Origin of the sequence: Pseudomonas sp. YL2 (assembly GCF_023063025.1) — a bacterium.
GTDB lineage: Bacteria > Pseudomonadota > Gammaproteobacteria > Pseudomonadales > Pseudomonadaceae > Aquipseudomonas > Aquipseudomonas putida_A.
The window spans coordinates 346,447-366,360 of sequence record NZ_JAJSLU010000005.1; the positions used below are offsets into that span (position 1 = coordinate 346,447).

The window sequence follows — 19,914 nt, forward strand, 5'->3', positions numbered from 1 at the left end:
CCTGCTCGCGTTTGCGGGGTACCAGTCAAACAAATGTTGGCTGACACTCCGCAATCGCGAGCAGGCTCACTCCTACAGAGGTTATGTGTAGCGCTTACAGCGGCATCGTGTAATGCAGCGCGTAGCTTTCTACACCGTCGTTGCTGCTGGCCAGGCCGGCGTTGGAGTAGTGCGTCGCACGAATCCCCACTTCATGCCCACCGTTGAAGCGCAGACCAAAACCGATACGGTCTTCGAACTGGAAAGAACCGCCGATGTTGTTGCTTTCATACTTGGTGTTGGAGAACGCTGCGACACCAATACCCGCCTCAACGTACGGTTTGACCGACTGACCGGCAAACTCGTAAACGAATACCGGGGAGAACGACAGGCTGTTGTTGCTGGAAGTCTTGTCACCTTCCCAGTAAGTGTAAGCGCCGCTCCAGTAACCGGTCAGGCGACCGACATCACTTTGCAGCCAGCTCTTGTCCCAATCGAAATTCATGCCCAGGCGATAAGTCATGGTCGAATCGCTGGTCGCACCCACTGCAAATTCAACACCTGCAGCTTGCGCGGTAATACTTTGCCCCATCAGTGCGGCCGCAATCGCGGCCAAGCAGAATAGTCGCTTCACTTTGAAACTTCCTTTTCCGGAACGATCGTTTGGTTTTCTAGATAACTCATCGCTATAGAAGCTAGCGCCTGATTAGAAGTTCAGCTGTTTTTTTAGTTATTTCACATTTTTTTTACAAGCTGAATTTTTCGACGTCGCCGGCAACCTGACCCAGCAGGGGCAGGGTCTTGCGGAAGAACGCGGGGTCGGCACTGGTCCAGAATCTGACCGGGCGGTTCGGCCCCTTGGCGAGCAGATCACGTTCGGCCAGCAACCGTTGCAGTTGCCGCGCTACGGCTGCGCCAGTGTCAATCAGGCTGATGCTGTCGGGAATCATCGTCTTGAGCATCGGCTTGAGAAACGGATAGTGAGTGCAACCGAGAATGATCGTGTCGCAACCGTTGGCCAGCAGCGGGTCGACGTAGTGCTGCAGCAACGTGCGCAACTCGGCGCTGTGCAGATCACCGCTTTCAATCAGTTCCACCAAGCCGGGGCACGGCTGGGTGATGACGCGAACGTCAGCAGCGAAGCGGTCGAGCAACGCGGCGAACTTGGCACTCTGCAACGTGCCGGTGGTGGCGAGTACGCCAACCACACCGCTGCGGGTAGCGGCAGCTGCGGGTTTGACCGCTGGCTCCATGCCAACGATCGGCCACTCGGGGAAATCCCGGCGCAGATCGGCAACCGCGGCCACCGTCGCCGTGTTGCAGGCGATCACCAGGGCCTTGGCGCCCTGCTCCCGGAAAAAGCCGGCCATCACATTGCAGCGCTGGCGGATGAACTCCGGAGTTTTCTCGCCGTAGGGAATATGCCCGCAATCGGCGAAATACAGCAGTGATTCATGGGGCAGCAAATGCTGGATTTCAGCCAGTACCGACAAGCCGCCAACACCGGAGTCGAACACCGCGATCGGCGCCTCACGCATGCTGCGAACCACAGACGCTGCACCCCGGATCACGCTTGACCCGCAATTCACGGAAGCGCGAACCCAAGGCATCGATCAACAGCAAACGCCCCACCAACGGTTCGCCAAAACCGACCAGCACTTTCAACGCTTCAAGCGCTTGCAGGCTGCCGACCAGCCCCACCAGCGGCCCGACCACACCGGCTTCGCTGCACGTCAGTTCGGCTTCGCTGCCATGCCCGTACAGGCAGTGGTAGCACGGACTTTCCGGGCGGCGCGGGTCGAACACCGACAACTGCCCTTCCAGACGAATCGCCGCGCCGCTGACCAGCGGCTTGCACGCGGCCACACACGCGGCGTTGACCGCTTCGCGGGTGGAAAAGTTATCGGAACAGTCGAGCACCAGATCCACCGCAACCACGGCGACGGCCAGGGAATCCTCGTCCAGCGCCTGACGATGAGGCACCAGTTTAATCTCGGGATTGATCGCGCTCAGGCGCTTGAGCGCCGAGTCGACCTTGCTCATGCCGACGCTGTCGGTGTCATGAATGATCTGGCGCTGCAGGTTGGTCAGGTCGACCGTGTCGAAATCCGCCAGATGCAACTCACCGACACCCGCCGCCGCCAGGTACAGCGCCACCGGCGCGCCGAGACCGCCAAGGCCGACAATCAGCACACGGCTGTCTTTCAGCTTCAGTTGCCCATCGATATCGATGTGTTGCAGCAGAATCTGCCGGCTGTAGCGCAGCAATTCCTGATCATTCAGCACGGCAGGCGCCCCAGGCTGATCCGTTGATGGCCGCCCAGATCGGTGCGGCTGTGGACTTGTTCAAAACCGCGAGTGAGCAACAGATCACGCACGGCTTGGGCTTGATCATAGCCGTGTTCGAGCATCAGCCAGCCGCCGGCTTCCAGATGATCCGGAGCCTGGGCGACAATCAGGCGCAGATCGTCGAGCCCGTCGACACCGGCCACCAGCGCACTGGCCGGTTCGAAGCGCACGTCGCCCTCGACCAGATGCGGGTCGGCAGCCGCGATGTACGGCGGGTTGCTGATGATCAGATTGAAGCGCTGGCCTTCGAGGGCGCTGAACCAGTGGCTGCTCAGCACCGTGGCGTTGTTCAGGTTCAAGCGCTGACGGTTGCGTTCGGCAAGGGCCACGGCTTCCAGCACGCGGTCCACCGCCGTGACGTTCCATGCCGGGCGTTCGCTGGCCAAGGCCAGGGCAATCGCGCCGCTGCCGGTGCCCAGATCGAGGACTTTCGCCGGCGTTGCCGCCAGCAGCTCCAACGCGGCCTCGACCAGCAATTCGGTGTCCGGGCGCGGGATCAGAGTGTGCGGCGCCACTTCCAGATCGAGCTTCCAGAACCCCTGCTGACCAAGGATGTAGGCCACCGGCTCGCCACTTCGACGCCGTTGCAGGTACTCGGTAAAAATCAGCACCGCTTCGCTGGGTACGATGCGCTCGGGCCAGGTGTGCAGGAAGCTTCGCGATTTGCCCAGTGCCGCTGCCAGGAGCAATTCGGCATCCAGGCGCGCGGTGGGCGAGTCCGGCAATTCGGCAGCGCGCAACAGACTGGCAATGATGGTCATTTATTCACCTATCGCTGCAAGCTGGTCGGCCTGGTATTCGGCCAGCAAAGGCTCGATCACCGCTTCAACGCCACCGGCGAGGATTTCATCGAGGGAGTACAGGGTCAGGTTGACGCGATGGTCAGTGACCCGGCCCTGGGCAAAGTTGTACGTGCGAATGCGCTCGGAACGGTCACCGGAACCGACCAACAACTTACGCTCGCTGGCAATCGCATTCGCCGCCGCTGCGGTTTGCTGATCGTTGAGTTTGGCCGACAGCCAGGCCATCGCCCGGGCACGGTTCTTGTGCTGGGAACGTTCTTCCTGACACTCGACGACGGTGCCGGTCGGTATGTGCGTGATGCGGATCGCCGAGTCGGTGGTGTTGACGTGCTGACCACCGGCCCCGGAGGAGCGGTAAGTGTCGACACGCAGATCCGCCGGGTTGATCTCGATGGCTTCCCGTTCGTCCGGCTCGGGCAACACCGCCACGGTGCAGGCCGAGGTGTGGATACGGCCCTGGGATTCGGTGGCGGGTACACGCTGTACGCGGTGCGCGCCGGACTCGAATTTCAGCTTGCCGTAAACGTTGTCGCCTTCAATGCGTGCGATGACTTCTTTATAGCCACCGTGCTCGCCTTCGTTTTCCGAAAGAATCTCCACGCGCCAGCCACGTCGTTCGGCGTAACGCGAGTACATGCGGAACAGATCGCCGGAGAAGATCGCCGCCTCGTCGCCACCGGTACCGGCGCGAATTTCGAGAAAGACGTTACGCCCGTCATTGGGATCCTTGGGCAGCAACATGCGCTGCAGATCATCTTCCAGCCTGATCAGCAATTCCTTGGCTTCGCGGACTTCTTCCACAGCCATTTCACGCATGTCCGGGTCGCTGTCCTTGAGCAGCGCCTGGGCGCCTTCAAGATCACTTTGTACGCCGAGCAGCTTTTTGTAGCCTTGTACCACCGGCTCGAGTTCGGCGTATTCCTTGGAATAGGCGCGGAATTTGGCTTGATCGGCAATGACTTCGCCGTCGCCGAGCAGCGCGGTCAGTTCCTCGAAACGGTCCTGGAGGGTGTCCAGCTTGTTGAGCAGTGACGCTTTCATTGCGGTTTTTTATCCGAAAAACTATCCGGTGAGCCCTCGAGGGCAAAGAGTTCCTGGGCCATGGCCAGCGCATCGAGGCGGCCTTCGGCAGAAAGCTTTTTCAATTGCACGCTGGGCGCATGCAACAGTTTATTGGTCAGGCCGCGGGCCAGTTGCCCGAGCACATCTTCGGCGTTGCCGCCGTTGGCCAGCAGACGCAGGGCTTTTTGCAGCTCCTCGTCGCGCAGGCGTTCGCTTTGTTGCCGATAAGCCTTGAGCACATCGACCGCCGCCAGCTCACGCAGACGCACCATGAAATCGTCGGCGCCGACCGAGACCATCTCTTCCGCCGCCTGGGCTGCGCCCTGACGACTTTTGAGGTTCTCGGCAACCACTTCGTGCAGATCATCGACGCTGTACAGGTAAACGTCGTCGAGTTCGCCGACTTCCGGCTCGATGTCGCGGGGTACGGCGATGTCGACCATGAAGATCGGTTTGTGCTTGCGCTGCTTCAGCGCGCTTTCCACCGCGCCCTTGCCGAGGATCGGCAACTGGCTGGCGGTCGAACTGATCACGATATCGCTGCGCACCAGTTCCGCCGGAATGTCCGAGAGCAGCACCGCGTGCGCGCCGAACTGCTCGGCCAGCAGGCTGGCACGCTCCAGCGTACGGTTGGCGACCACGATGCGCTTGACCCCCAGCTCGTGCAAATGGCGGGCGACCAGCGTGATGGTCTCGCCGGCGCCGATCAACAGAGCCTGGCTGCGCTGCAAATCACTGAAAATCTGTTTGGCCAGGCTGACGGCGGCAAACGCCACGGACACCGGGTTTTCGCCGATGGCGGTGTCGGTACGCACTTGCTTGGCGGCATTGAACGTCGCTTGAAACAGCCGCCCCAGCAGCGGGCCGATGGTCCCAGCCTCGCGAGCCACGGCGTAGGCCGATTTCATCTGGCCGAGAATCTGCGGTTCGCCCAGCACCAGCGAGTCGAGCCCGGAGGCGACGCGCATCATGTGACGAACTGCCGCATCATCTTCATGCACATAAGCACTCGCGCGCAGCTCATCGAGGCTTAAATGGTGATAATCGGCCAGCCAGCGCAGAACCAGATCAGCCGAAACCTGATCCTGTTCTATATACAGCTCACTGCGATTGCAGGTGGAGAGGATCGCAGCTTCGCGGCTGTCGGTGAGTCGGCAGAGCTGCTGCAAGGCCTCCACCAGCTGCTCAGGGGTAAAGGCCACGCGCTCGCGGACGTCTACTGAAGCAGTCTTGTGGTTAATACCGAGTGCAAGGAAGGCCATTCAAGGTCGCTGATGGTGACGTGAAGCCGGCAATTGTCCTACTTCGTCAGATTCAGAACAACTACCGCTGACTATTGTCCCAATTGTCGGCCACTATAAAGGCCACATTCGAGACTCGGTTATGTTTGGCCGAAGGCTTGTGTCATGATGATCCGACCGCAGGTTAGTCGTCCTTCTCCTATATGAATAGATCTTCCGCGTTGCTCCTTGCTTTTGTCTTCCTCAGCGGCTGCCAGGCCATGGCACCCGTTTCGCCGGACGGTACCCCGCCGGTCGAAGACACCACGCCCGCGCCTGAAAAACCCAAGGTTTACAGCTCGTTCAGCGAGGAAACCGTTTTCAGCCTGTTGAGCGCCGAACTCGCCGGCCAGCGCAATCGTTTCGACATTGCCCTGGACAACTACGTGACCCAGGCGATCAATACTCAGGACCCGGGGGTTTCCGAGCGTGCGTTCCGCATCGCCGAATACCTCGGTGCCGACCAGCCTGCGCTGGACACCGCCCTGATCTGGGCAAAAAACGCTCCGGACGACCTCGAAGCGCAACGCGCCGCCGCCGTGCAACTGGCCCGCGCCGGGCGTTATGACGACTCCATGGTTTATATGGAGAAAGTCCTGCAGGGCAAGGGCGACACCCATTTCGACTTCCTCGCGCTGTCGGCCGCCGATACCGATCAGGAAACCCGCAACGGCCTGATGAAAAGTTTCGACCGTCTGCTACAGCGCCACCCGAAGAACAGCCAGCTGATTTTCGGCAAGGCCCTGCTGCTGCAACAGGACGGCGACAATAAAGCCGCTCTGACCCTGCTCGAAGACAATCCGCCGGAAGAAGGCGAGATTGCGCCGATCCTGCTGCGCGCGCGTCTGCTGCAAACCATGAATCGTGGCGACGAAGCCCTGCCGCTGTTGCGGAAAAGCATCAAGAAATACCCGGACGACAAGCGCCTGCGCCTGACTTATGCGCGCACGCTGGTTGAACAGGACCGGATGGATGACGCCAAGGTCGAGTTCTCCACCCTCGTTCAGCAATACCCGGAAGACGACGAACTGCGTTATTCGCTGGCACTGGTGTGCCTGGAAGCCAAGGCCTGGGACGAGGCCAAGGGTTACCTGGAAGACCTGATCGCCCGGGAAAGCCACGTTGACTCGGCGCACCTGAACCTGGGTCGCATCGCCGAAGAACGCAACGACCCGCAGGGCGCGCTGATCGAATACGCGCAGGTCGGCCCTGGCAATGACTACCTGCCGGCACAACTGCGTCAGGCCGATATTCTGATGAACAACGGCAAGACCGCCGAAGCCCAGAGCAAACTGGCGGCCGAACGCGATGCCCAGCCGGATTACGCTATCCAGTTGTATCTGATCGAATCCGAAACCCTGTCGGCCAACAAACAGGACGACAAGGCCTGGAAAACCCTGGATAAAGCCTTGCAGCAATACCCTGACGATCTGAATCTGCTCTACACCCGGGCCATGCTCGCGGAAAAACGCAATGATCTCGCACAGATGGAAAAAGACCTGCGCCTGATCATCAAGCGCGACCCGGACAACGCCATGGCGCTCAATGCGCTGGGCTATACCCTGTCCGATCGCACCACCCGCTACGCTGAAGCCAAGGCCCTGATCGAACAGGCGCACCAGATCAATCCGGAAGACCCGGCGGTACTCGACAGCCTCGGCTGGGTGAATTTCCGCATGGGCAATCTGGACGACGCCGAGAAATATCTGCGTCAGGCGCTCGAGCGTTTCCCGGACCACGAAGTCGCCGCGCACCTGGGCGAAGTGTTGTGGGTCAAGGGCAATCAGCGCGAGGCCAAACAAGTCTGGGGCAAGTACCTCAAAGATCAGCCCGACAGCACCATCCTGCGCAGCACCATCAAGCGCCTGACCGGATCCGAGACTCTTTAACTCATGTTTTTGCGCCACGTTATTGTTTTCAGCTTCATAGCCCTGCTCGCCGGTTGCGCGGGCTTCGGCGCTCGCGAATCGGTCGAGGGCCACGGCAGTCCGGCTCAGTGGGCCGCGAACAAACAACAGCTGGCCGGCCTCGACGGCTGGCAGATCGACGGCAAGATCGGCATTCGCGCGCCGAAAGACTCCGGCAGCGGCACGCTGTTCTGGCTGCAACGTCAGGACTACTACGACATTCGCCTGTCCGGCCCGCTGGGTCGTGGCGCGGCACGTCTGACCGGGCGCCCGGGCAAGGTTTCGCTGGAAGTCGCCAATCAGGGCCGCTATGACTCCGAGTCACCGGAAGCGCTGCTCGAAGAGCAACTCGGCTGGAAGCTGCCGGTATCCAATCTGGCCTGGTGGGTCCGTGGCCTGCCGGCCCCCAGCAGCAAAAGCCGTCTGACCCTCGATAACGACAGTCGCCTGGCCAATCTGGAACAGGACGGCTGGAAAGTCGAGTACCTCAGCTACGCCGAGCAAAACGGTTACTGGCTGCCCGAGCGGATCAAGCTGCATGGCACCGATCTGGACGTGACGCTGGTGATCAAGACCTGGCAACCGCGTAAATTGGGGCAATAAAGCATGACCGCTCCACGCCTGACGCTGCCGTCGCCGGCCAAGCTCAACCTGATGCTGCACATTCTCGGACGCCGCGCGGACGGCTACCACGAATTGCAGACGCTGTTTCAGTTTGTCGATTACGGCGACGAAATCACCTTCGCCGTGCGCGATGACGGCGTGATTCATCTGCACACCGAATTCGCTGGCGTGCCCCACGACAGCAACCTGATCGTGCGCGCGGCGAAAATGCTGCAGCAACAGTCCGGCTGCACACTCGGCATCGACATCTGGATCGACAAGGTGCTGCCCATGGGCGGCGGCATCGGTGGCGGCAGCTCGAATGCGGCGACCACCCTGCTCGGCCTCAATCACTTGTGGCAACTGGGCTGGGATGAAGATCGCCTCGCCGCGCTGGGCCTGTCGCTCGGCGCCGACGTGCCGGTTTTCGTCCGTGGTCACGCGGCTTTTGCCGAGGGCGTGGGCGAGAAACTGACCCCGGTCGACCCCGAAGAACCGTGGTATCTGGTGCTTGTGCCGCAAGTCTCTGTAAGTACGGCAGAAATTTTTTCCGATCCTTTGTTGACACGTAACACGCCGCCCATTAAAGTGCGCCCCGTTCCCGAGGGAAACAGTCGAAATGACTGCTTGCCGGTGGTTGCAAGGCGTTATCCAGAAGTACGTAACGCATTGGATTTGTTAGGTAAATTTACCGAAGCAAAACTCACCGGAACTGGAAGTTGTGTGTTTGGGGGCTTCCCAAGCAAAGCTGAAGCTGATAAAGTCTCGGCCCTTCTGACAGAGACCCTTACAGGGTTTGTAGCGAAAGGAAGCAACGTTTCGATGTTGCATCGCAAGCTGCAAAGTCTGCTCTAAAAGGAATCAAGTGCCAGGCACTTGAAGCAACAGATACAGGGGCGTCGCCAAGCGGTAAGGCAGCAGGTTTTGATCCTGCCATGCGTTGGTTCGAATCCAGCCGCCCCTGCCATTTTCTATACTCATCCAGGTTACCCTCAGCCTCTAGGTACTGCGCGTGTCCAAGATGATGGTCTTTACGGGGAACGCTAACCCCGATCTGGCTCGGCGTGTTGTACGTCAGCTGCATATCCCTCTCGGTGACATCTCTGTCGGTAAATTCTCCGACGGCGAAATTACTGCCGAGATCAATGAAAACGTTCGCGGTAAAGACGTTTTCATTATTCAGCCGACTTGCGCTCCGACCAACGATAACCTGATGGAACTGGTAGTGATGGCTGATGCCTTCCGCCGCTCCTCGGCTACTCGTATTACTGCTGTTATTCCTTATTTTGGTTATGCCCGTCAGGATCGCCGTCCGCGTTCCGCACGTGTGGCTATCAGCGCGAAAGTCGTTGCTGACATGCTTACCGTAGTCGGCATCGACCGTGTTCTCACGGTTGATCTGCATGCTGACCAGATTCAGGGTTTCTTCGATATTCCGGTAGATAACATCTACGGCTCCCCGGTTCTGGTGGATGACATTGAAGATCAGCGCTTCGAAAACCTGATGATCGTGTCCCCGGACATTGGTGGCGTCGTGCGTGCACGGGCTGTTGCCAAATCCCTGGGCGTGGATCTCGGGATCATCGACAAACGCCGTGAGAAAGCCAATCACTCTGAAGTGATGCATATCATCGGTGATGTCGAAGGGCGTACCTGCATTCTGGTCGATGACATGGTCGATACCGCCGGCACTCTGTGCCACGCGGCCAAGGCCCTGAAAGAGCATGGCGCAGCCAAGGTCTTTGCCTACTGCACACACCCTGTGCTGTCGGGTCGGGCCATCGAGAATATCGAAAATTCCGTGCTGGACGAGCTGGTGGTGACTAACACCATCCCGCTGTCCGCTGCAGCACAAGCCTGTGCACGTATCCGTCAACTGGATATCGCACCGGTTGTTGCCGAAGCGGTTCGCCGCATCAGCAATGAAGAATCGATCAGCGCGATGTTCCGTTAAGGGCCCTGCCCTTCTCGAAATGTCTCGTTGACGAAAAGCGCCCCGCCCCGGCATTCCTGTCGGGGCGGGGCTTTTTTGCCCATACCGTGTTTGGCGCTGGTCGCAAACGCCACTCGGTCATGGCTATTTTGGAGATACAAAATGAACGATTTTACTCTGAATGCTGAAGTGCGTTCCGACCTGGGGAAAGGTGCGAGCCGCCGCCTGCGTCGTCTCGCCGCTCTGGTTCCAGCTGTTGTTTACGGTGGCGACAAAGCCCCTGAATCCATCAGCATGCTGGCCAAAGAAGTTGCCAAACTGCTCGAAAACGAAGCGGCTTACAGCCACATCATCGAGCTGAACGTTGGTGGCAAGAAACAAAACGTCGTCATCAAAGCCCTGCAACGTCACCCGGCCAAAGGCCACGTGATGCACGCTGACTTCGTACGCGTTGTAGCTGGCCAGAAACTGACCGCTATCGTTCCTGTGCACTTCATCAACGAAGCTGCTCCAGTGAAGAAAGGCGGCGAAATCTCGCACGTTGTTGCCGAGATCGAAGTTTCCTGCCTGCCAAAAGACCTGCCTGAGTTCATCGAAGTCGACCTGGCTAACGCTGAAATCGGCACCATCGTTCACCTGTCGGACCTCAAAGCTCCTAAAGGTGTTGAGTTCGTTGCTCTGGCACACGGCGATGACAAGGCAGTAGCCAACGTCCACGCTCCACGTGTTGCTCCAGAAGCTACCGAAGAAGGCGCAGCAGAGTAATTTCACTCTGTTCGTCGGAGTGAGTGAAACATCGCGGACTGGAACGTAGCGAGAAAGCGGGCGAGAACGCGGAGTTTACATTCATGGTAAATGAGCAATTTTCGTCCACTTTCGCCGCCTTCACTGATCGCGGCGATGTTAACCACCACTCCAAGGAAGGGCCCCTATCGTGACTGCCATCAAACTGATCGTTGGCCTGGGTAATCCAGGCGCTGAATACGAACAGACCCGGCATAACGCAGGGGCCCTTTTTGTTGAGCGCATCGCTGCCACGCAAGGTGTGAACCTTGTGGCCGATCGCAAATATTTCGGCCTGACCGGACGCTACTCGCATCAGGGTCAGGATGTTCGTCTGCTGATTCCCACCACCTACATGAACCGCAGCGGCCAGGCCGTGGCGGCACTCGCCGGTTTCTTCCGCATCAAGCCTGAAGAAATCCTGGTGGCGCACGACGAACTCGACCTGCCTCCGGGCGTCGCCAAGCTCAAGCAGGGCGGCGGCCATGGCGGTCACAACGGGTTGCGCGACATCATCGCGCAACTGGGCAATCAGAATACTTTCTACCGCCTGCGGCTTGGCATCGGCCACCCGGGCGTCGCCAGTATGGTTTCAAATTTCGTCCTGGGTCGTGCGCCACGCGCCGAACAGGAAAAACTCGATGCCAGCATCGACTTTGCCCTCGGCGTGCTGCCGGATATCCTCGCCGGTGAATGGAACCGCGCGATGAAAAACCTGCACAGCCAGAAGGCCTGACTCTAATCCGAGGGGAAACACCATGGGATTCAATTGCGGCATCGTCGGCCTGCCTAACGTCGGCAAGTCCACCCTGTTCAACGCCCTGACCAAATCCGGTATCGCGGCCGAGAACTTCCCCTTCTGCACCATCGAGCCGAACAGCGGCATCGTGCCGATGCCGGATCCGCGCCTGGAAGCCCTGGCGGCCATCGTCAATCCGAAGCGCATCCTGCCGACCACCATGGAATTCGTCGACATTGCTGGCCTGGTGGCCGGCGCGTCGAAAGGTGAAGGTCTGGGCAACAAGTTCCTGGCCAACATCCGCGAAACCGACGCCATCGCTCACGTGGTGCGCTGCTTCGAAGACGACAACGTGATCCACGTGTCCAACAGCGTCGACCCGAAGCGCGACATCGAAATCATCGACCTGGAACTGATCTTCGCCGACCTCGACAGCTGCGAGAAGCAACTGCAGAAAGTCGCGCGCAACGCCAAGGGCGGTGACAAGGACGCCGTGGTTCAGAAAGCTCTGCTTGAGCAACTGATCGCGCACTTCACCGAGGCCAAGCCTGCGCGCAGCCTGATGAAGAACATGAGCGCTGATGAAAAGTCGGTGATCAAGGGCTTCCACCTGCTGACCACCAAACCGGTCATGTACATCGCCAACGTCGCTGAAGACGGTTTCGAGAACAACCCGCACCTGGACGTGGTCAAGGCCATCGCCGAAGAAGAAGGCGCCATGGTTGTTCCGGTGTGCAACAAGATCGAAGCGGAAATCGCCGAGCTCGATGACGGCGAAGAGAAAGACATGTTCCTCGAGGCCTTGGGCCTGGAAGAGCCTGGCCTGAACCGCGTGATCCGCGCCGGCTACGAAATGCTGCACCTGCAGACCTACTTCACCGCCGGTGTCGAAGAAGTCCGCGCCTGGACCGTCCGCGTCGGTGCCACCGCACCACAAGCTGCTGGCGTGATCCACACCGACTTCGAAAAAGGCTTCATCCGCGCCGAAGTCATCGCCTACAACGACTTCATCCAGTACAAGGGCGAAGCCGGTACCAAGGAAGCCGGTAAATGGCGCCTGGAAGGCAAGGACTACATCGTCAAAGACGGCGACGTGATGCACTTCCGCTTCAACGTGTAAGCGACACGCCCAAGAAAAAGCCGCGTTTGATACGCGGCTTTTTTGTGCCTGACAGATTTGTTTGCAACACCACCAATCCCCCTGTGGGAGCGGGCTTGCTCGCGAAGGCGGTGGGTCAGCCACATTAATATCGACTGATATACCGCCTTCGCGAGCAAGCCCGCTCCCACAGTTGGAATTGTGTAGGTCAGGTTTTTTTGGTGCGTGGCAGGAAGATCGCCAGCACGCCAAACAACGGCAAAAAAGAGCACAGGAAATACACGTACTCGATACCGTGCACATCCGCCAGATGCCCCAGCAACGCCGCACCAATCCCGCCGAAGCCAAACATCAAGCCGAAGAACACCCCGGCAATCATCCCGACGTTACCCGGCACCAGCTCTTGCGCATACACCACAATCGCCGAGAACGCCGAGGCGAGAATGAAGCCGATCACTACGCTGAGGACAGTGGTCCAGAACAGATCGACGTGCGGCATCAGCAAGGTAAACGGTGCCACGCCGAGAATCGAAAACCAGATCACCGCCTTACGCCCGATCTTGTCGCCAATCGGCCCGCCAAAGAACGTCCCCGCTGCCACCGCACCGAGAAACAGGAACAGGTGCAGTTGCGAGCTGGCCACCGACAGGTCGAACTTCTCGATCAGGTAGAAGGTGAAATAGCTGGTGAGGCTGGCCATGTAGAAATACTTGGAGAACACCAGCAGGCCGAGCACTACCAGCGCACTGATCACCCTGCCCTTCGACAGTCCGTGAGTCGCCGCCTGACCAGCCTTGAGCTTGAACAGGTTCAGGTGATGGGCGTACCAGCGGCTGATGCGATACAGCACGAACAGTGCAAACACTGCGAACAGACCGAACCACGCCACGTTGCCCTGACCGAACGGAATGATGATCGCCGCCGCCAGCAACGGGCCGAACGCAGAACCGGCGTTACCACCGACCTGGAAGGTCGATTGCGCCAGACCAAAGCGTCCGCCCGAGGCCAACCGCGCGATCCGCGAAGCCTCGGGGTGGAAAGTCGAGGAGCCGATACCGATCAGCGCCGCCGCCAACAGAATCAATGGAAAACTGCCGACCACCGACATCATCACGATGCCAATCAGCGTGCAGATCGAACCTGCCGGCAACAGCCACGGTTTCGGATGGCGGTCAGTGTGATAACCGACCCACGGCTGCAGCAACGATGCTGTCAGTTGAAAGGTCAGGGTAATCAAACCGACTTGGGTGAAGCTCAAGCCATAGTTGGCTTTGAGCATCGGATAGATCGACGGCAGCACCGACTGAATCAGGTCGTTGATCAAATGCGCCAGCGCCACTGCGCCGATGATACGCATCACCAACGGGCTGCTTTGCGGAGGAGCGGACGCCGAGGCAGCGGCGGTCTGAACGTTGCTGATAGCCATGAAAGTTTCCGTACAGCAGATGGGTGCACGCAGGCAGGTGCGTCAATGTGCCATTTTTCGGTGCGCCAGCGCCATCCCCTTAGCCAGCTAACTAACTGACTGACCGTCGCACGCAAAGTGATAGCGCAACGCCATGGTCTGAATCTTGCCTTGCTTCTCCCCTCGAACGCGGCGGCCTTACAAAGGCCTCCGAGAATGGGAAGTTTCGCTACAGAGCCGGCCTACAGAGCGGGCGAGAGTGAACTTTCGAGGCCTTTTAGCAGGGCACGACATCCAGGTCACACGACCGCGATGCACGCCATTGGTGCGTGGTGTCCAGAGGAGTCATGAGGCATGCAGGCTTTCTTGTCACCGGGGATCAAATTGCTGGGGCGGTTTGGCTTCGCACGTAAATTCCAGTTGTTGTTTCTACTGTTCATTCTGCCGTTGGCCGGCAGCCTGTTGATGATCGGCCAGGACTATCGCGACAGGCTCAACCTGATTTCCGGCGAACGCGCCGGCGTACGCCAGTTGCTCAGCCTTGATGCGCTGGACAACCTGCTCGCCGCCCAGCGTGACCGCGCCGCCCGTTGGCGCGCCACCGAAACCAATCGCCAGCCAACCCCGGCGACCCTCGCCGCCATGGCGGCGTTTGACGCGGTGCAACCAGCCGTCCAGCAAGCCACCAGTGATTTGGGCAACGCGCTGAAAAATGAAGGTGCCGAAGGCGAAACCCTCACCCGCTATCAAGCCCTGCAAACCGCGCTCGGCGGTCTGGATTCGAAAAGCCTGAGCGGCGTCGGTTGGTGGCCGGACGGCTACGACCGTTTCACCAACGCCCTCAGCGCCCTGCAAGCCTTGCGCGAGCAAATCGTCATGGACAACCGCCTGACGCTGGCGCCATGGCTGGAGACCTATCTGCTGACGCAGATCTCCACGCAGCACGCACCGGATCTGATCGAGCGCGTGGGTCGACTCGCCGCCGTCGGCCAAGCTTCGGTGGTCTCGGGACAGTTCACTCTGCAGAGTCGCTTGCAGCTACGCGACCTGCGCGGCCGCATCGGCGACGCCCGCGAGCAGCTTGTCAAAACGGCAGGCCTGCTCGAAGCGCGCCTGCCGAGCGATCTGCAAACCTGGGCCGGTCAATACCACGACAGCCTCAAGCGTCTGGACGCTGGGCTGAAGGTGCTGGATGACAGCGTGTTCGGCGGCAGCATTACCCTCAAACCGGAAGACTTCGAACGCAGCCTCGATGCTCTGCTGGGTGATCTTGCGTCGTTGCGCCAGCAATCGCTGCTGTCGCTGGATCAGCGCCTGGATGCTTACCACGCTTCGGCGATTCGCCAGTTCGTCGTGGTCGCCGCCGTGTTCGGTTGCCTGTTGCTGGCGGCGCTGTACCTGTTCGTCGGTTTGCAGGCTTCGATCCGCCGCAGCGCCAGCGGCATTACTCTGCTGGCCGAGGCCCTGCGTGACGGCAATCTCAGCCTGCAAGTGCCGGTGGTGGGCCGCGATGAGCTGGCGGCGATCAGCACCGCGCTCAACGTCGCGGTGGTGCAACTGCGCGCGAGCATGCTCGGGGTCGATCACGAAACCTCACAACTGAGCCACGCGGTGCGCAGCCTCAACGATCATTCCAGCGGCGCGCTGAGCGAAGTCGAGGCGCAGCAATTGCAGATCAGCCAGATCGCCGCCGCTGCCACGCAACTGGCCGCCACTTCGCAAGGTGTGGCGCAGAGTTGCGAACAGGCTTCCGGCAGCGCCCAGCACACCCGGCGCATCGCCGCCGACAGTAGCCGCGACAGCCAGCGCACCACGGCGAGCATTCAGCAGCTCAATCAACGCCTCAACGAAACCGCAGCGGCACTCGGTCGAGTCAGCGAACAGGGCCAGCAGATTCAACTGGTGGTCGACACCATTCGTGGCGTCGCCGAGCAGACCAATCTGTTGGCGCTCAATGCCGCAATTGAGGCGGCACGGGCCGGCGAACAGGGACGCGGCTTTGCCGTGGTCGCCGATGAAGTTCGCAGCCTGTCGCAGCGCACCCAGTCATCGACCGCGCAGATTGCCGGCACGGTCGATAGCCTGCGCGCCACGGTCAACGAAGCGGTGAGCCTGATGGAGGCCGCGTGCGGCCAGGCACAATCGGATGCTGAAGCCGTGACCGGTCTTGGTGAACGTCTTGGTGAAATCGCCAGCGCGGTGCAAAGTGTCACTGACACCCTGGCGCAGATCGCCACCGCCGTTGAGGAACAGGCGAGCACCGCCGATGAAGTCAGCGGCAATATCCAGCAGGTCGATCAGGCGGCGATGCGTTTGCTTGAAGGTGCGCGGGCGGTGAACCTCGCAGCGGACACGCTGAGCCAAGGCAGCCATGCGTTGAGCGCCAATACCGCGAGATTCCAGCTGCGTTGACACCCTGCCCGGCCCCGATTTCCGGGGTCGGAGGATAAGCGGTTGAAAATAAGAAGAAATATTTTAAATTTACGCTTGACGCTTTTCCATTTCAGGGGAATAATGCGCGCCACTTGGCTACATAGCTCAGTTGGTTAGAGCATAGCATTCATAATGCTGGGGTCCGGGGTTCAAGTCCCTGTGTAGCCACCAAGTACTAAAAACGGCTTACCGAAAGGTAGGCCGTTTTTTTATGCCTCGAGAAAACCGCCCTCTGTGGTGAGGAGATAAATCCCTCACCACAATGCCAATCCTGACCTATTCAGGTCTGCTCTGCCGACAGGGCCATCAGCCCCTTCGCCCAGATCTGCCGAGTACGCAACCCGACCATCGCCCGCCAATCCGGATCGGCCGGATAGAACTGCTCCAGCAGTTTCAACTTGATCGCCCGCCCCGTCGCATCCAGCGGATCGCCATGCAGATGCAACCAGTGATCATCGCGCAAATAACGATGCACCTCCGGGCCCGGATAGGTTCCGCATTCGATCACGAACGGCATCAGTTGCACGCCCGGCAACGCATTGAGCAATGCCTGTGAGGTGTAGCCGGTAGCCGTCGCGGCGACACCGGTTTCGCTCAACGTTTCGGCGCCGGTGTGCAAGGTGTACAACCATGGGCCGTAGATCGACTGTGCTTGCGCCAACGCCGGGTAAGGCACCTGGGTGATGGTCAGCAACATCGGATGACCGTATTCGCCGGCGCCGGTGTGCAGGTCGAAACACATCACGACTTCCGCACCGGTCAGATGCGCATCGATGATCTGGTGCAAGGTGCGATTCGACCAGCTCGGCGCGCGGCCGCCATAGAACAGTCCATCGGGATGACTGTGCTGACCGCCCTCGACAATCGACATCACCGCCGGCCAGCCGTGTTCGGCAATCTGTGCGTCGAGCAAAGCGTCGGTGCGCTGACGCTCGGGGCCGTGCAACTCGGTGCAGGCGTAGATCTCGTGCAGCGTGGCGTAGGCGCGGTTGTCCGGTAGCGATCCTGCGAAATCCAGGTGATTGCGGTTGAGGTCGATATTGTCTTCGTTGACCCGCCGCAGCCACGCGGTGCCCCACGGGTTGATCAGGTGGATCATCACTACCGCGACATCCTTGGGCAGCGAGCCCGGCACGAAAGTCTTCAGCCAGTCGATCTGGCAATCCGAGCCGTAATAGCCCTCGACTCCGTGAGTGCCGCTGAGCGTCACCAGCCGGCGCTTTGCCTGCGGATTACCGAGCACCGCGACATCGGTGCTCAGCGGTTCGCCGAAAGGGCCACAGCGCGGATGGGCGTAGGAGGTGAGCGTGGCTCCGGCAGTTTGGGCGGCGGTCAGAAACTGTTCGCGTTGATCGCGGTAACTGGACTCGGTGGGAAACTCGCTGTGCATTCCTGGCCTCACGTTGGTTTTGTATTTGTGGGAGCGAGCCTGCTCGCGAAGCGGTCTTTCATTCAATATTCAGGCTGGCTGATACACCGTATTCGCGAGCAGGCTCGCTCCCACAGGGGCGTATTTCAGTTCGATGAATTTGGGATTGACCCTAGCGAACATCCGCCCGGAAAAGAAAGACAAAAATGCCCACCGGTTTGCGTCGCGACCGAGCGGTCGATAAAGTCCGTCAGACCTTTCACCCCACGGACGGAGAGCCCCACGTGTTTCCAGCCCTGCCCCTGAGCCGCTTTCGCCTGCCTGCCCTGACGCTGATCATCAGCGCCCTGACCCTCACCGCGTGCAACGCCCCGCCCTCCTCGACCTTGCCGCTGGCGCCGGAAGCCGCTTCCGGTTACCGCACCGATCTGCAGACTCGCCACGCCAGTAAACACATGGCCGCTGCCGCCAATCCGCTGGCCGCCGAGGCCGGTCGCGAGATGCTGCGCAAGGGTGGTTCGGCCATCGACGCGGCGATTGCCATGCAAGCAGTGCTGACTCTGGTAGAACCGCAATCCTCCGGGATCGGTGGCGGCGCGATGATTGTGTTGTGGGACGGCAAACAGGTGCGCACCTACGACGGACGCGAAACCGCCCCGGCGGGTGCCACCGAGAAGCTGTTCCTGCAGGCCGACGGCAAACCGATGCCGTTCCCGCAGGCGCAGATCGGCGGGCGCTCGGTGGGTACTCCGGGCGTGCTGCGTGCGCTGGAAATGGCACACAAACAACACGGTCGCCTGCCATGGGCCACGCTGTTTGAGCCGGCGATCAAACTCGCCGAGCAGGGCTTTGCGATTTCGCCGCGCCTGCATTCGCTGCTGGAATCCGACCCGGTGATCCGTAAATCACCGGACATGGCCGCCTACTTCCTCAACCGCGACGGCAGCGTCAAAGCCGTCGGCACCCGTCTGCAAAACCCGGCATTGGCCGCCGTGCTCAAGCGCATCGCCACCGAAGGTCCGGACGCGCTGTACAAAGGTCCGATCGCCGAAGAGATCGTCGGCAAGGTGCAGGGCCACGCCAACCCCGGCAGCCTGTCGCTGAATGATCTTCAACGCTATCAGGCCAAGGAACGCGCACCGCTGTGCACCGACTACAAGCGCTGGCAGGTCTGCGGCATGCCGCCACCGTCGTCGGGCGGGATCGCCGTGGCGCAGATTCTCGGCACTTTGCAGGCGCTGGAAACCCGCGATCCGCGCCTGTCGCTGACGCCGCTCAAACCGCTGAAAACCGACAAACCCGCCGGCATCGAACCGGCACCACAAGCCGTGCACCTGATCGCCGAAGCCGAACGCCTGGCCTACGCCGACCGCGCGCAATACGTCGCCGACACCGATTTCGTTCCGGTGCCGATCAAAGGCCTGGTCGACCCTGATTATCTCGCCAGCCGCGCCAGCCTGATCGGCGAACGCAGCATGGGCAGCGCCAAGCCGGGCACACCGCCAGGCGTGCAGGTGGCCTACGCGCCGGATCGCTCGCCGCTGCGCATCTCCACCTCGCAAGTGGTCGCCGTGGATGATCTGGGCGGCGCGGTGTCGATGACCACCACCATCGAAGCGGCGTTCGGCTCGCACCTGATGGTGCAGGGCTTTTTGCTGAACAACCAGATGACCGACTTCTCGTTCATCCCCGAAGAGAACGGGCAGAAAGTCGCCAACCGCGTCGAACCCGGCAAACGCCCACGCTCGTCGATGGCGCCGACGCTGATCTTCGACCGCAACAGCGGCGAATTCCTCGCCAGCGTCGGCTCGCCGGGCGGTTCGCAGATCATCGAATACGTGGCCAAGACCACCGTCGGCCTGCTCGACTGGAACCTCGACCCGCAAAGCGCCATCAGCCTGCCCAACTTCGGCAGCCGCAACGGCCCGACCGAACTGGAACAAGGCCAGTTCAGCCCGGCGTTGATTCAGGCGATGAAGGATAAGGGACATGTTGTGAATGAAATCGACATGACCAGCGGCACGCAGGCGATCGTGCGGGTCAAGGATGCGCAAGGGAAAGCCTCGCTGGAAGGTGGCGCGGATCCACGGCGTGAGGGGGAAGCGTTGGGGGATTGAGGTTACGCAGGAAAAACAAAAGGCTTACCGCGAGGTAAGCCTTTTTTATGCAA

General features: G+C 60.3%; 17 protein-coding genes and 2 tRNA genes. 11 read left to right on the top strand and 8 right to left on the bottom strand.

The window, feature by feature from the left end; translation table 11 throughout:
• Positions 1–94: 94 nt before the first annotated feature.
• The 6 genes from LVD08_RS10800 to hemA all read right to left on the bottom strand — a co-directional run bounded on the left by LVD08_RS10800 (position 95) and on the right by hemA (position 5,455).
• Complete coding sequence (locus LVD08_RS10800) at positions 95–613, bottom strand: acyloxyacyl hydrolase (RefSeq protein WP_027612230.1); 519 nt, start codon at positions 611–613, stop codon at positions 95–97.
• Between the two features lie 112 nt (positions 614–725).
• Positions 726–1,517: a glutamate racemase gene (gene murI, locus LVD08_RS10805; protein WP_247268110.1), complete on the bottom strand. Its 792-nt coding sequence runs from the start codon at positions 1,515–1,517 to the stop codon at positions 726–728.
• Positions 1,510–2,265, bottom strand: coding sequence for a molybdopterin-synthase adenylyltransferase MoeB (locus LVD08_RS10810; RefSeq protein ID WP_247268111.1), 756 nt, complete (start codon positions 2,263–2,265; stop codon positions 1,510–1,512). The genes murI and LVD08_RS10810 overlap by 8 nt, the downstream gene beginning before the upstream one ends.
• Positions 2,259–3,089: a peptide chain release factor N(5)-glutamine methyltransferase gene (prmC, locus tag LVD08_RS10815; protein WP_247268112.1), complete on the bottom strand. Its 831-nt coding sequence runs from the start codon at positions 3,087–3,089 to the stop codon at positions 2,259–2,261. The genes LVD08_RS10810 and prmC overlap by 7 nt, the downstream gene beginning before the upstream one ends.
• A complete protein-coding gene (gene prfA / locus LVD08_RS10820; protein WP_027612234.1) occupies positions 3,090–4,172 on the bottom strand; it encodes a peptide chain release factor 1 in 1,083 nt (360 codons plus the stop codon).
• Entirely contained in the window at positions 4,169–5,455 is a 1,287-nt protein-coding gene (hemA, locus tag LVD08_RS10825; protein WP_027612235.1) for a glutamyl-tRNA reductase, read from the bottom strand. Before hemA ends, prfA begins: the two co-directional genes overlap by 4 nt.
• A gap of 182 nt (positions 5,456–5,637) precedes the next feature.
• Between hemA and LVD08_RS10830 the strand changes: the two genes are divergently transcribed.
• The 8 genes from LVD08_RS10830 to ychF all read left to right on the top strand — a co-directional run bounded on the left by LVD08_RS10830 (position 5,638) and on the right by ychF (position 12,558).
• Positions 5,638–7,362 carry a tetratricopeptide repeat protein gene (locus LVD08_RS10830; protein WP_027612236.1) on the top strand — a complete coding sequence of 575 codons (1,725 nt, stop codon included), beginning with the start codon at positions 5,638–5,640 and terminating at the stop codon, positions 7,360–7,362.
• A 3-nt stretch (positions 7,363–7,365) separates the two neighbouring features.
• Positions 7,366–7,983 (top strand): lipoprotein insertase outer membrane protein LolB, encoded by a 618-nt coding sequence (gene lolB / locus LVD08_RS10835; RefSeq protein WP_027612237.1) that lies wholly within the window; start codon positions 7,366–7,368, stop codon positions 7,981–7,983.
• A 3-nt stretch (positions 7,984–7,986) separates the two neighbouring features.
• Complete coding sequence (ispE, locus tag LVD08_RS10840; RefSeq protein WP_027612238.1) at positions 7,987–8,838, top strand: 4-(cytidine 5'-diphospho)-2-C-methyl-D-erythritol kinase; 852 nt, start codon at positions 7,987–7,989, stop codon at positions 8,836–8,838.
• A gap of 37 nt (positions 8,839–8,875) precedes the next feature.
• Positions 8,876–8,950: transfer RNA gene (locus LVD08_RS10845), tRNA-Gln, on the top strand.
• 45 nt (positions 8,951–8,995) lie between these two features.
• Positions 8,996–9,937, top strand: coding sequence for a ribose-phosphate pyrophosphokinase (locus LVD08_RS10850; RefSeq protein WP_003171603.1), 942 nt, complete (start codon positions 8,996–8,998; stop codon positions 9,935–9,937).
• Positions 9,938–10,078: 141 nt separating this feature from the next.
• Entirely contained in the window at positions 10,079–10,681 is a 603-nt protein-coding gene (locus tag LVD08_RS10855) for a 50S ribosomal protein L25/general stress protein Ctc (protein ID WP_007967646.1), read from the top strand.
• Positions 10,682–10,850: 169 nt separating this feature from the next.
• Positions 10,851–11,435, top strand: coding sequence for an aminoacyl-tRNA hydrolase (gene pth / locus LVD08_RS10860; protein WP_247268113.1), 585 nt, complete (start codon positions 10,851–10,853; stop codon positions 11,433–11,435).
• Positions 11,436–11,457: 22 nt separating this feature from the next.
• On the top strand, positions 11,458–12,558 hold the full coding sequence (gene ychF, locus LVD08_RS10865) for a redox-regulated ATPase YchF (protein WP_047599160.1): 1,101 nt from the start codon (positions 11,458–11,460) through the stop codon (positions 12,556–12,558).
• A gap of 187 nt (positions 12,559–12,745) precedes the next feature.
• Here ychF and LVD08_RS10870 read toward each other — a convergent pair whose 3' ends face one another.
• Positions 12,746–13,963, bottom strand: a complete 1,218-nt coding sequence (locus LVD08_RS10870) for an MFS transporter (RefSeq protein ID WP_096797288.1) — start codon at positions 13,961–13,963, stop codon at positions 12,746–12,748.
• A gap of 333 nt (positions 13,964–14,296) precedes the next feature.
• On the opposite strand from LVD08_RS10870, the gene LVD08_RS10875 reads away from it, so the two are divergent.
• A complete protein-coding gene (locus LVD08_RS10875) occupies positions 14,297–16,354 on the top strand; it encodes a methyl-accepting chemotaxis protein (protein ID WP_247268114.1) in 2,058 nt (685 codons plus the stop codon).
• A 115-nt stretch (positions 16,355–16,469) separates the two neighbouring features.
• A tRNA-Met gene (locus LVD08_RS10880) sits at positions 16,470–16,546 on the top strand.
• Positions 16,547–16,655: 109 nt separating this feature from the next.
• Here the strand turns inward: LVD08_RS10880 and LVD08_RS10885 are convergent.
• On the bottom strand, positions 16,656–17,765 hold the full coding sequence (locus LVD08_RS10885; protein WP_247268115.1) for a DUF2817 domain-containing protein: 1,110 nt from the start codon (positions 17,763–17,765) through the stop codon (positions 16,656–16,658).
• A gap of 263 nt (positions 17,766–18,028) precedes the next feature.
• Here LVD08_RS10885 and ggt point away from each other — a divergent pair, with 263 nt between their 5' ends.
• A complete protein-coding gene (ggt, locus tag LVD08_RS10890; protein WP_247268116.1) occupies positions 18,029–19,861 on the top strand; it encodes a gamma-glutamyltransferase in 1,833 nt (610 codons plus the stop codon).
• Positions 19,862–19,914: the final 53 nt, after the last annotated feature.